The organism is Agromyces bauzanensis (genome assembly GCF_014645655.1).
Classification (GTDB): domain Bacteria; phylum Actinomycetota; class Actinomycetes; order Actinomycetales; family Microbacteriaceae; genus Agromyces; species Agromyces bauzanensis.
This window is the reverse complement of record NZ_BMMD01000012.1, coordinates 20,853-33,247: the sequence shown is the minus strand read 5'-3', so window position 1 is coordinate 33,247 and position 12,395 is coordinate 20,853. Positions and strand designations below refer to the sequence as shown.

Below are 12,395 nucleotides of genomic sequence, written 5' to 3'. Positions count from 1 at the left end.
ATCCGTGACATCCGGCGGGAGGATCTGCTAGGAAGGTCGCATGAAAACTGAACCGGTTCACCTCTGGCGCCGACGCAGTCGCCGAATCGGTACGGCTGTTCTCGCGTTGAGCGCGGGGATCGCAGCCGTCCTGTTCGCGACACCGGCAGCCTCAGCAGCATCCCTCACCTTCGGCAGCTCCCACTCGTCGAAGGCCACCCTCGAGCTCGAGTCGCCCGCACCGCGATCCACGGTGTCGGACACGACCGAGTTCGCGTTCTCCGGCGCCAACCTCGGCAAGGTCGTGCTCTACTCACATGGGAAGGAGCTGGCCGTCGCGGATGTCGCGCCGGACGGCGCATCCGCCACCGCGACTGTCGACACCCTGCAGCTCGAGGATGGTTACCGCGCGCTCGTCGCGATCGGCTGGAGCTCCTCGACGACGCTCCCGCAGGTGATCGAGACGGTTCTCGTGAAGGTCGACAACACCGGCGCGGACGCACACCCCTCCGGCGCAGAGCTCGTCTTCTCCGACGAGTTCAGCGGGTCGGAGCTCGATCGCGACGACTGGTGTACGAGGTACCAGTTCTGGGAGCCGACATCCCAGCCCTCGCAGGAGGAGCTGACGAGTTCGGATCCCGGCTGCTACCACATCGCGCCGCTCACCGAGCGGGAGACGGGCCGGACGACGACCATCCTCAACCAGTACAAGGATGAGTCCGCGAAAGCCGCGGCCGCAGGCGAGACCGCGATCGCCGGCTGGTACGACACCAGGATCGAGGAGATCTCGGAGAACACCGGCGTCCTGGACAACGGCGACGGCACCTACGACTTCTCCCGGGCGTACCCGCCCGCGTATGGCTTTCACGACACGCTCGGCGGCTTCGACATCCGCCCGGCGCCGAACGCACCGGAATGGGAGCTGCCACAGGAGGAGGAGGTCTACCGCGACGTCAACAGCGAGGGGCAGGAGCTCCACACCGTGCAGGACGGCTACCTCTCGCTGTGGGCCACCCACACGCGGCAGGATGCGCCCGTGCTGCAGTACGAGTCGGCGATGATCCGATCCAAGGAGGAGTTCCTCCCGACGTGGGACGCGCCGCTCTACCTCACGGCCCGGGTCCGTGCGCCCAAGGTGCTCGGCACGTTCCCCGCGTTCTGGACGATCAACGGCTTCGGTGACGGTACCATCCCCATCGGCTGGCCTCCGGAGATCGACTTCTACGAGGGTCCCTACAACAACGACGGGACCTTCCCGACCGGTGGCCAGTTCGACAATCAGTACCATGTCGGACTCGTCGACTACCTGTGCGGGAACGAGTGCGGACCCATCACATGGTTCGACTTCGGCGACGTGCTCGACGGCTCGGCGGGCGACGAGGTCGGGTTCGACACGACGTATCACGACTGGCACGCCGATCGCGGCCTCGCAGGAGAGTGGGTCGAGGTCGGTGCCGCCTGGTATCCCGACCGCGTCTGCTTCTTTGCCGACGGCGAGAAGTTCGCGTGCGCGACGTATCGCTGGGGCCTGCCCGGCAGCGGCGTGGACGGACCGCTCGCCAATCCCGGCACGCTGCTGCTGAACCACGCGTTCGGCGGACGGTGGGGCGGGCACAACGGCGAGGAAGTGGACAAGCTCCCCGCAGCGTTCGACGTCGACCACGTCAGGGTCTACCAGCTCGGCGCGGTCACCGCTGCGGAGCTCTCGCCGGCCCCGGGGGGCTGACGGCGATCCCCGTCCGCGCACATCGCCCGTCCGCACGCGGGACGGGCGATGTGCCCGGAGTCTCGTCGCCGGCCGCGTGAGCGGCGACGCGTCATCCGATCCCGATAAGGCGCGCCGCAAGCGGCTCGGGTAGCGTGACCAGGAGGCACGCCCCTTCGTCGTCCCACTCGAGACCGGTCGCCACGTCGGTGGGGAACAGCACATTGACACGTGGTCCCGGCTCCGATCCCGGCAACGGTACGCGGATGGTGTCGGGCCCGCCGCCTCGCCGCCACACCGCCAGCAGTATTCCGTTGTCGCCGGAAAGACCCTGCACCACCCAGTCGTCATACCAGCCGGGCAGGCCGAGAGGCCACACCGGGACCATCTCGGGTATGCGGTCCCGATAGCTTCGATAGATCGCCATCGCCTCGGCCACCGTGGCCAACTGGGACTCGTCGAGCTTCCACATGCCGCCGCTCAGCTGCGGGCGCGCCAGCATCCCGTTCACGATCGCGAAGCGCAGCTCTTCGCGGCCGAACTCGGGCTGCGGGTATACCCAGACTCCCGCTTGCTCCGGCGTCACGCCGCTCGGCGCGCCCGCCGCGATCGTCGCATAGCGGACGTGGTCCGCTTGATCACTCGTCGAGAGGATCGAGAACTCGGCCAGCGTCGCGTAGTCGACGCGCGCGCCGCCGCTGGCGCAGTCCTCGATCACGAGCCCGGGATGACGCTCGAACAGGGCGCGGATCCACCTGAGGAACGCACGATGGTGCTCCAGGAGGGCGTCGCCGGAACTGTCGGCATCGACGTCCGTACCGATGCCACCGTTGATGTTGTAGTCGAACTTCAGGTAGCCAAGCCCATAGTCGCCGATCAGGCGATCCACGATCCAGTCCAGTCTCCGGACGACAGCGGGATTGCGAAAGTCCAGCTGATGCCGACCTAGGCTGTCGACGCGCGCGCCGTGGCGCTGGAAGAAGACTTCGGGCGGCAACTCCGCCGCCACGGGGCTCTCGACGCCCACGACGTCCGGCTCGAGCCAGAGTCCCGGGATCATGCCCGCATCTCGGATCGCATCGAAGATCCGAACGAAGCCGTGGGGGAAGCGAACCGACGACTCCCGCCACTCGCCGACGGTGTCCCACCACCCGGCCTCGTCGGCGTACCACCCGGCGTCAACGCAGAAGTACTCGCTCCCCGCCGCCGCAGCAGCTGTGATCACAGGGAGGAGACGCTCTTCGGTCGGATCGCCCATCAGGGAGTTCATGAAGTCGTTGAAGACGATCGGGAGGCGTTCGTCGTCCTCATTCGGTCGCCGCACGACCCGCCGGTAGCGTGTGAGCGCCTGCAGCGCGTCCTCGAGGCGGCCTGGCGTGCATGCCATCGCAAGCGGCGCCGCGGAGAACGACTCGCCGGGCGCGAGTACGCGGTGCCAGTGATGCTCCTGGTCGTTCGGACCGCCGGCCGACAGATAGATCGCAGCGAGGTGGTCGCCGACCTCCCACTGCCAGGACCCGTTCGCCTCGATCTGCCACGCCCACGTACGGTCACGACCGAGGTCCTGGAGGGCGCCCATCGGCAGGTACTCCGTCGTCGACTGCGAGCCGACGTTGGAGACGCAGATGCGGGACTTCGAGGAATGGTCGCCGGTCTCGGCGAATCCGACGTCGACGATCCCGAGCGATGGAAGCGTGTGCTCGGTCCAGTTGAACTCCGCGTAGAACGTGTTGTGAGGGATGCGAAGGCGAGTGCGTTCTCGCCAGTCCGCGTCGCGGAACCGCACGAAGCCATTGAGCGTGAGGCTCGAGAGGTGCTCGAGTGTCACGGGTGTCTCGGAGTCGTTGGTGACTTCCTGCAACACCCGGATGACCGGCAACTCGCCATACGTCGTGAACGTCGTGCGGAGGCGAATCCCGCTTCGGGCGCGCTGGACGAGCTCGAGGGTCGACCCGGCGAGATTCGTGGCGATCTCGTGGCTGACGTAGCGCAGCTCGAGCGACGTGCCGAGTGCGATGTGCCGCTGCGCCGTCGGCAGCCGGCCGCCTGCGACCAGAACCTCGCTCGGCGTCGTGGCGATGCGGGCTGGGATGTCGTCGGGAGCGGTTCCGGTGAGGTCGAGCCCCACGATCACGGCGCGGCCCTCGCCGTCCAGGGCGATCCGCAGGGTGACGGCACTGTTCCCCCACTCGATGATGTCGCTCATCTTTCTCATTCCTGTACGCCGACCGCCGCAGTCCGACGCAGTCGAACAATGGGTGCTGAACCGGTTCAATTATGTTCGCAGTCCGACCATGACCGCCAGTGGTGACTAAATCGGCCACGGGCTCGGCGTTCGTCCAGCGCCTCGCACTCCTCGCCCGTGCCGGTCACGAGGCCGACGGCGTGATCCGCCTGCTCGGCTCCGACGTCATCGGGTAGGCGCGATCCTTGCGATGCGCCAGAGCGCCCGCCGGAGTCTGGGCTGCTCACGGCCCTCCTCGAGCTCGGCGAGCGCCGTCTCATGGACGGCAGCGACGAACAGCCGCCCGGCCGACCCGGGATCCGGCGTAGCGAGCGCGTCGAGGTCCTCGGCGACGAGGTCGAGGTAGTGCGCATTGTGCTCGCGAATGCGGACGGCAACGACAGGGTCACTGCGGACGTCGAGCAGCATCGCCCTGACGCCTCGTGCGCTCAGACACGCATTGAGGTAGACCTCGGTGCCGCGCCTGAGCCGATCCGCGCCGGGCGGCAGGTCGGTCATCGCCGCGCGCACCCGGGCACCGAGCGCGTCGTAGAACGAGCGATGCAGCTCGACCAGGTAGGCGGAGCGGTCCGTGAAGTGCACGTAGAACGTGCCCTTCGAGACCCCGGCAGCGCGCACGACATCGTCGACCGTGGTCCCTGCGAGGGTTCCGGACTCGGCGGCGGCAAGGCCGGCGTCGAGCAGCAGTTGCCGGGTGGGGTGGGTGGTCTCTGGCATGCGGCGGATCTCCGGGTCCCTACGGTACGAGGATGACCTTGTGGCCGGGCGATCCGGCCTGTACGTCCCAGGCGCTCGCGATGTCGGACAGCGGGTAGGCGGCCGACTCGATCCGGACCCGCCCCGCTGCGAGATGCGCCGCGATCTCACGATACGCCGCCGCGACGGCATCCGGGGCGAGCCGCGTCCCGCTGAAGCCGAGGACGTGAGCACCGGTGTGCCGCAGCAGGCCGGCGTCGAGCTCGCTCGTCGCCGCCGCGGCCTGGCCAACGTTGAGCAGCGTACCGCCAGGCGCGAGCACGCCGAGTGCCGTAGCGGCGGCCGGCCCCCAGAGCGGATCGACGACGAGGTCGTAACTGCCCGCGAGCGCGTCGAGCGTCAGGGTCTCGTCGGCGCCGATGGCGAGAAGCGGCTCGAGGCGATCGCGGTCACGGCCGGCGGCGACGACCCGGCTCGCCCCGAGCAGCCGGGCGAACTGGACGAGCATGCGGCCGAAGGCGCCGGTGGCGCCGAGCACGAGCACGCGCTGACCCGGCTGGAGCAGGGCGCGATCGCGGAGGGCGACCAGCGCGCTGACACCGACGACGCCAGCCGCGGCAGCCGTCTCGTCGTCGATGCCGTCGGGGACCTCGACGCACGCGGCCTCGTCGACTGCGATCAGCTCGGCGAGCGAACCCTGGGCGAAACCTCCGAGCACCTGGAACCGGACCCGCGTCCCGGCGGCGATCGTCGGCGCGCGCAGGACGACGCCGACCCCTTCGACACCGGGCACGTGCGGCAGCGGCGGTGACCCGGCCGGGTGGCGACCCCCAGAGATGAGCAGATCGACGGCATTCAGCGCCGCCGCGCTCACCCGGATCAGGGCCTGGCCGGCACCGGGATCAGGTGATGCCCAGACTGCGGCCTCGGGGGCGCCGCCCAGCTCGGCGACGACCGCCGCACGCATCGCCCCCGCGGTCATCGCCTGGCCTCTGCAACGCCGAGGAGGAACGGAAGGACCGCTTCGAGGAACTCGGCGGGCCGGCTCGCCGCCGGGACGTGGCCGGTGTCGAGGACCGACAGGTGTGCGTCCGTCAGCCGGGCAGCCAACTCCCGGCCAGCGCTGACCGGGATGACCGGGTCGCGCGCGCCCCACACGACGAGCGTCGGCGCGGTAATCTGCTCCACCTCGCCGAGCAGGCTCGCGGACGGCTCGGAGAAGCCCCGCCACAGGACGCTGAGCAGTTCTGAAACCCCCGGCTTGGTCGCGATCGCGACCGCCGTCTGCTCTGCCGTCCTCGCCTCCGGGGTGTCGGCGCGCACGTACCAGTGGGCGAATCGGGGGTAGATCGCGCGCAGGAATCGCGGATGCCCCATCGCCCAGTCGAACAGCCGCACCTTCAGTGTGATCGGGATGAATCCGCCGGTGTCGACAAGGATCAGCGCGCGAGTGCGCTCGGGGTGCCGGAGGGCGAACCGTGCGGCGGCGAAGCCGCCGACCGAGTTGCCGACCAGCGCGACCGGACCACCGGTCACCGCATCGACCACGTCCTCGACGACATCCGCGAAGCCGTCGGAATCCGCCATCCAGTGCGAGTCCGGTGGCGGTGAGTCGCCATGCCCCGGCCAGTCGAGCGCGGCCGTGCGAGAGTGCGCGGCGAGTATCGGCCGGACGGCGTCCCAGTCGTGGCGGGAATGCCCGCCGGAGGGCAGCAACACGAGCGTCAGCCGATCATCGTCGCCCTCATCGACACTCACGAACACGTTGCCCGCACGGGTCGGGATCAGCTGACCCCGGTCCGTCCGACTCGTCGACCCGTCGCTCATGCCACCCACAATAGACAATGACTGACTGGTCAGTCAATCGGAAGATAGGATCGGTTGTACCGGCGGACACAGAAACCTGGTAGATGACTGCTGCCCGCGTTCGATGAAAGGATTCCGCGCGAGGATGACTCCCGCACAGGCTTCCCGGACCCAAGGCAGTTTCATGACCTCGTAGCGACTGTCGCCGACCGAGATCGTCATGTCGTGGAGGGCGATGTACACGATTCAGCCGGTGCCGTAGCGACGTCGCTCCCATTCGAGGCCGTCGAGCCTCACCGTCGCTCAATGGTTGCCGAGGCTGGACGTCATGATCATCCGCACCTCGGACTCGCGGGCATTCTCGACCAGTCGCGGCAGCAGCAGTTGTGTGGGTAGGAATCCAGCGAGTGGTTGGACTGGAAGGTCAGCTCGTGGCCGTCCTTGGTGATCTCGCGTTGAGGAATGATCCCGCCGGCGTTGTTCGCGAGCACATCGGTTCTCCGATAGCGGTCGAGGAGGGTCTCGGCGGCGATCCTGACCTGATCCTCGCATGGGAAGTCGGCCCCGATCGGATCAGTTCCCAGGTCCGGGGCGACCGCGGCCGTGCGCGCCCGGGATCGGCCCAACGCGATCACGGTCGCTCCGCCCGCCGAGATGCGCCACGCCGCGGCCGCCCCGATCCCAGCACTCGCGCGAGTGACAACCACCGCCTGTCCGGCATTCGAGTTCCACACGGGAGACGGAGGATGGCCTCCGGTCCTACCCTCTCGCGGCCTGACCCACCATGTGCGATCGGCCGGCTGGGGCGGAAGGCAGCGACGACCCATTGACGGACCCGGGATACTGTGGGCCGTCGTCAACCAGGAACGCTGGGGATGAACGTCGCGACCGGCTTCACGATTCCGGCAGCGACGAGCGATTCAGCGGTCTCCAGGATCGTGGTGCGCGTCTCACGCGTGGTCCAGCCGAGTTCGGTGCGAGCCCTGGCGGATGAGTTCCGTGCGGGCTGGTTGAGGAGAGGGAGGGCGAGGCGGAGCGTGGGGTCGAAGCGTGCGCCGAGGCGGACGATCCAGCCTGGGATCGCGCGGGTGGGGACGGAGTATCCCTTCGGGTTGTACTCCTCCGCGAGCACTCGGGCGATGTCCGCGAGCCAGATCGCTTCGGTGGACAGTACGTAGCGGCGGCCGATCGCCTCCGGGCGCTCGAGCACGACGCGGTGGGCTGTCGCGACGTCCCGCACGTCGACCGGCGCGAAGCCGAGGCGTGGCAGCCCGCTGAGCTCGCCGGTGAGCAGCTGGCGGATGATGTCGACCGAGACGTTCGTTGTTGCCGTCTGGACCGGCCCCAGGATGAGGCTCGGGTTCAGTACCGTCAGGTCGATGCCCAGCGACGCCGCATCAGCCCAGGCGGCGCGCTCGGCGATGGTCTTGCTCTTCGCGTACGGCTCCGCCCGCTCGACGACGGACCAGACGTCTTCGGAGAGCTCCCGCCCGTCCGACAGGTTGTGACCGGCACGGATCGCGTCGACGGAGGAGGTCAGGGCGATGCGCTTCACGCCGGCGCGCGCGGCTGCCTGGAGGACGCGTCGCGTTCCGTCGACGGCTGGACGGATGACCTCCTCCTCGTCCATCGGCCGGTACTTCGGGGCGGGCGAGGCGACGTGCTCGACCGCCGTCACCCCGTCCACCGCGGCATCCCAGCCATCGTCGTCGAGGAGCGACGCGGCAACCAGTTCGAGCCGTGTTCCGGCCTTGTCGGCGGCGGAGCGGAGGTGCGCGACATCCGCGCGATCCGGGTTGCGGACGGTCCCGCGCACATCGTATCCCTGGTCGAGCAAGTCGAGGGCCACATAGCCTCCGACGAAGCCGGTCACCCCTGTGACAAGAATCGGTCCCTTCGACATGCGCTCCTCCATGTGAACTGATCGTTGTTTAGATGCAGTCTAAGCGGTGTTCAGTTCGAGTGCAAGACGGTCTACGCTGGGAGCATGCATGAGACTGCGGCCGCCACTGCGGAGGTCGACAACTCCGCGCGGCCGTATCACCACGGCGCGCTGCGGAGCGAGCTGATCGCCGAGAGCCTGAAGACGATCTCGGAGCGCGGCGTCGCGGCCGTCAGTCTCCGGCAACTCGCGCGGGATGCCGGCGTGACGCCAGCGGCTCCCTACCACCACTTCCCTGACCGGGCGGCCCTGTTCGCCGCAATCATCGCCGAGGGTCACACGTTGCTCTACAAGCGCCTCGGCGACGCGGTTTCCGTCGCCGTGGATGCGACCGCCGCGCTCCGGGACATGCTCGTCGCCTACGCGCGATTCGCCGCTGACCACCCCGCCCACATGCGGGTCATGCTCCGTCCGGAGGCCGGCGACCCGGCGCGTCACCCGGAAGTCGCGGACACCCGGGCCGTCGACCTGCTCCGCGCGACCGTCGTCGCCGCCCAGCGCGAGGGCGCTCTCCCCAACGCAGACCCCGAGCCATGGGTGCAGCTGTTCTGGTCGCTTGCGGTCGGCTACGTCACTCTGTGGGTCGACGGGCCGGTCGAGGCCCGCTGCCATGCGCTCGGCACGACCCCCGAGGAGATGATCGAGCGCGTCGGGGACGCGATCGCGAGCCTGCTGCGGCGCCCGCGGGGCTGACAGGACGAGGGACGCCACGATGTCCACGCCGAACATCCGCGTCGCGCTCGACCAGGCTGCCGAGAACTGGCAGCCCTGTCGCGTCGCGACCGCCAACAACCACGACCTGAGGGTTGCGAAGGTGCAGGGCGAGTTCATCCGGAGTCGAGCGCCGCCCCCGAGCAGGCAACGAGACAGAGATCGTCATGCTCGAGCGCGTCGGTACCGTCAACACCGGCGACAGGGGCGGAGAACGGACCGCACAGCTGCGCGAGCTCGGATTGCCGAAGTGAGCAGGATCGCGCCGCATGCATACTGTCGAGTCGCTTCCGCACGAGCTCGCTCGCAAGCCGATGGTGCTCGGCCGTCGACTCCCAGCTCATCCCTCCAAGCATGCCCTTCGGCCGCATTCGGCATGCTCCCTAGTCCACCGGCGAACAAAGCTCGGCCGCCTTCGCTAGTGCCGCGTGGACCAGTTCGACATCCTCCATGCTCGTGCTCCAGTTGCAGAAGGCGGCGCGGAGCCCCGGCGTCCCGTCATACACGGTGCCGGTGAGGAACGCCTCGCCGGACGCGGCGACTGCGGCGGCGAGAGCGTTCACGCGCTCAGGAGTGGGATTCTGGGCGAGGGTGAGGCAGACGACATTGAGCCGGACCGGGGCGAGCAACCTCAGCGCCTGGTCGGCGTCGATCCGGTCGCCGAGGGCGCGGGCGAGGGCGATGTCACGCTCGACGATCTCCCGATGACCCTCGCGCCCGTAGGCGACCAGGGAGAACCAGGTGGGCAGCGCCCGGAATCGCTGCGAGTTCTCGGGGGTGAGGTGGATGAGGTCGGGGTCGTCGCCGACGACGGTGAGGTAGCTCGCGGTGTTCTGGAACACTTTCGTCTGCAGGTCGAGGCGGCGGCTGAACTGCACGGCCGCGTCGTAGGGCACGTTGAGCCACTTGTGCAGGTCGAGACAGATCGAGTCGGCGAGGTCGAGGCCGTCGACGAGGTGCGCGTGCTCGGGCGACAGCGCGGCGAAGGCGCCGAACGACCCGTCGACGTGCAGCCAGAAGGGGTAGCGCTCGCGGAGTGCGGCGATCGCGCGAAGGTCGTCGAAATCGACGGTGTTCACCGTGCCCGCGTTCGCGACGACGATCGCAGGTTTGCCGTCCAGGGAGGCGAGGGCCGTCTCGAGCGCGACGACATCGACCGCCTCCCGTCCGAGCAGGGTCGGAACCCGCTGCAGCCGGTCGCGGCCGAGCCCGAGCACCGACATCGCCTTCGGGATGCTCGAATGCGGCGTGCCGGAGAGCACCGTCACGGGGCCGAGCGCGGCGACGCCGTCGCGGGAGACGTCGGCGCCGAGCTGCTCGCCGATCCATTCGCGGGCGATCGCGAGGCCGACGGTGTTCGAGACGGTCGCGCCGGTGACGAAGGAGCCGCGATGCGCAGTGCCGATGCCGAACAGCTCAGCGAGCCAGGTGAGGGTCTGGCGCTGCAGCTCCGGGGCGAGCGAGTCGCCACCGGCGGCGACGTTCTGGTCGTAGGCGCTGGCGAGCCAGTCACCGGCGACCGACGCAGGGGTCGCGCCGCCGGTGACGAAGCCGAGATAGCGGGGTCCGGCGCTGCCGGAGAGGCCGGCCTCCCAGGTCTCGGCGAAGGAGGTGAGCGCGCCGCCGAGTCCGATGCCGTGCTCGGGTACCGGGACGAGGGCCGGTATCGGCACGGCGACCGCAACGGGACGATCCTCGAGCGAGGCCAATCCGCGTGCGGCCGCGGCGACCGTGGTGTCGAGCAGGCTCGGGAGGCGGTCGAGGTCGGCGGCGAGGCGCGGGTGCATGCGATGATGCTACGTCGATCACCGCATCGGTAGTTGGTCCACCCTGGATAAAGTGGACCAATGGTCTCGGGTCGAGTCGGATCGCGTGAGCTCGCGGCGGCGCTCGGGGCGTGGCGGTCCTCAGCGCCGACCCTCGCCGACGCGCTCGCGGAATCGGTCCGGGCGGCGGTGCTCGACGGCCGGCTCGGGGTGGGCACTGTGCTGCCGTCGGAGCGGGCACTGGCCGAGTCGCTGCGGGTGAGCCGCGGGACGTTGGTCAACGCCCTCGGAGTGCTGCGCCGCGGCGGATGGATGGTGACCCGTCATGGCAGCGGGAGCGAGTTGCGGCTCCCGACCGCCGTGACCGAGCGGATCACGCCGTGGACGCTCGACCATCCCGGCGGCGAGCTCGAGCTCGACCTCACGCATGCGGTCACTGCGGCGCCGCATGCCGCGGTGACTGCGGCGGGTCGCTTCGCCGCCGCAGCGCTCCCGCCCCTGCTCGTCGGCGACGGTGTCACCGAGACGCACGATGCGGAACTGCGCGCGGCGATCGCGGTCCGCTACACCGCTGAGGGTATGCCCACCGAACCACGCGAGATCCTCATCACGACTGGGGCGCGCGCCGCACTCCATCTGATTCTCGAGGAGCTCCACGACCGCCGGCGGCCGATCCTGGTGGAGAACCCGAGCTACCACGGAGCGCTCGCGCTGATCCGCGCCCGACGCGCCAGGACGATCGCGATCCCGGTCACCGAACAGGGCTGGGACCTGACCGCGATCGGCGCGGCCTCCCGCGGTGCGATCGCCTACCTCGTGCCCGACTTCCACAACCCGACAGGCGCGCTCATGCCGCCAGAGCAGCGCCTCGATCTCGCCACGCTCGCAGACCGGCTCGGCATCACCCTCGTCATCGACGAGACCATGCGCGACCTCGACCTGCGCGACCCCCCGCGACCCATCCCCCGCATCGCCGGCTCCCCGGTCGTCGCCCTCGGGACGACGAGCAAGACCGTCTGGGGCGGCATCCGCGTCGGTTGGATCCGGGCGAGCGCCCCGATGATCCGCCGGCTGCAGCGCAACCCGCTCACCGGGCTCTTCACGCCGTCGCCGCTGACCCAGCTCGCGGCCCGACCGCTGGTCGCCTCCCTCGACGAACTTCTCGTGCAGCGCCGCACCCAACTACGCACGCAGCGCGACCACCTCGCCGCCGCGCTCGAAGCCGGCGACGCCTGGGACTTCACGACCCCGGACGGCGGGCTGACGATCTGGCTCCGCGTCCACGGAATCTCCGCGCGGACCTTGGTCGATCGAGCGCATCGGCAAGGTCTCGCCCTCGCCCACGGCACGCAGTTCGCGATCGAAGGCGGGGCGATCGACCGCATCCGCATCCCGTTCACCGCGCACCCGGAGGCCCTCGACCGTGCGGTCGCGATCCTCCAGAACGCGCTCGAGCGTCCGCCCGACGGCGCAGAGGAGCATGCCCGCCCGGCGTTCGGCCGTGTCGGCGACACGGGTCTTGACACGATCTACTAGAGTAAATAC

Annotated in this window: 10 protein-coding genes; 3 read left to right on the top strand and 7 right to left on the bottom strand. The window is 69.5% G+C overall.

Annotated features, from left to right (window positions below):
- The first annotated feature begins 106 nt into the window (after positions 1–106).
- Positions 107–1,705: a glycoside hydrolase family 16 protein gene (locus tag IEX31_RS11090; protein ID WP_188743499.1), complete on the top strand. Its 1,599-nt coding sequence runs from the start codon at positions 107–109 to the stop codon at positions 1,703–1,705.
- Between the two features lie 91 nt (positions 1,706–1,796).
- On the opposite strand, the gene IEX31_RS11085 is transcribed toward IEX31_RS11090, so the two are convergent.
- From IEX31_RS11085 to IEX31_RS11060, 6 genes are all read right to left on the bottom strand, one after another.
- The gene (locus IEX31_RS11085; RefSeq protein WP_188743498.1) at positions 1,797–3,890 is read right to left on the bottom strand and encodes an alpha-galactosidase; all 2,094 of its coding nucleotides are present in this window, start codon (positions 3,888–3,890) and stop codon (positions 1,797–1,799) included.
- A gap of 204 nt (positions 3,891–4,094) precedes the next feature.
- Positions 4,095–4,646: a TetR/AcrR family transcriptional regulator gene (locus IEX31_RS11080; protein ID WP_188743497.1), complete on the bottom strand. Its 552-nt coding sequence runs from the start codon at positions 4,644–4,646 to the stop codon at positions 4,095–4,097.
- 19 nt (positions 4,647–4,665) lie between these two features.
- Complete coding sequence (locus IEX31_RS11075; RefSeq protein WP_188743496.1) at positions 4,666–5,607, bottom strand: quinone oxidoreductase family protein; 942 nt, start codon at positions 5,605–5,607, stop codon at positions 4,666–4,668.
- Positions 5,604–6,452, bottom strand: a complete 849-nt coding sequence (locus tag IEX31_RS11070) for an alpha/beta fold hydrolase (protein WP_188743495.1) — start codon at positions 6,450–6,452, stop codon at positions 5,604–5,606. Before IEX31_RS11070 ends, IEX31_RS11075 begins: the two co-directional genes overlap by 4 nt.
- A 311-nt stretch (positions 6,453–6,763) precedes the next feature.
- Positions 6,764–7,258, bottom strand: a complete 495-nt coding sequence (locus tag IEX31_RS11065) for an SDR family NAD(P)-dependent oxidoreductase (protein ID WP_229662292.1) — start codon at positions 7,256–7,258, stop codon at positions 6,764–6,766.
- Positions 7,259–7,287: 29 nt separating this feature from the next.
- Positions 7,288–8,334, bottom strand: coding sequence for an NAD-dependent epimerase/dehydratase family protein (locus tag IEX31_RS11060; RefSeq protein WP_229662286.1), 1,047 nt, complete (start codon positions 8,332–8,334; stop codon positions 7,288–7,290).
- Positions 8,335–8,418: 84 nt separating this feature from the next.
- Between IEX31_RS11060 and IEX31_RS11055 the strand changes: the two genes are divergently transcribed.
- Positions 8,419–9,066 carry a TetR/AcrR family transcriptional regulator gene (locus IEX31_RS11055; RefSeq protein ID WP_188743492.1) on the top strand — a complete coding sequence of 216 codons (648 nt, stop codon included), beginning with the start codon at positions 8,419–8,421 and terminating at the stop codon, positions 9,064–9,066.
- A gap of 401 nt (positions 9,067–9,467) precedes the next feature.
- Here the strand turns inward: IEX31_RS11055 and IEX31_RS11050 are convergent, their stop codons facing one another.
- Positions 9,468–10,871 (bottom strand): pyridoxal phosphate-dependent decarboxylase family protein, encoded by a 1,404-nt coding sequence (locus IEX31_RS11050; protein ID WP_188743491.1) that lies wholly within the window; start codon positions 10,869–10,871, stop codon positions 9,468–9,470.
- Between the two features lie 60 nt (positions 10,872–10,931).
- Between IEX31_RS11050 and IEX31_RS11045 the strand changes: the two genes are divergently transcribed.
- Positions 10,932–12,386 carry an aminotransferase-like domain-containing protein gene (locus IEX31_RS11045; RefSeq protein WP_188743490.1) on the top strand — a complete coding sequence of 485 codons (1,455 nt, stop codon included), beginning with the start codon at positions 10,932–10,934 and terminating at the stop codon, positions 12,384–12,386.
- Positions 12,387–12,395: the final 9 nt, after the last annotated feature.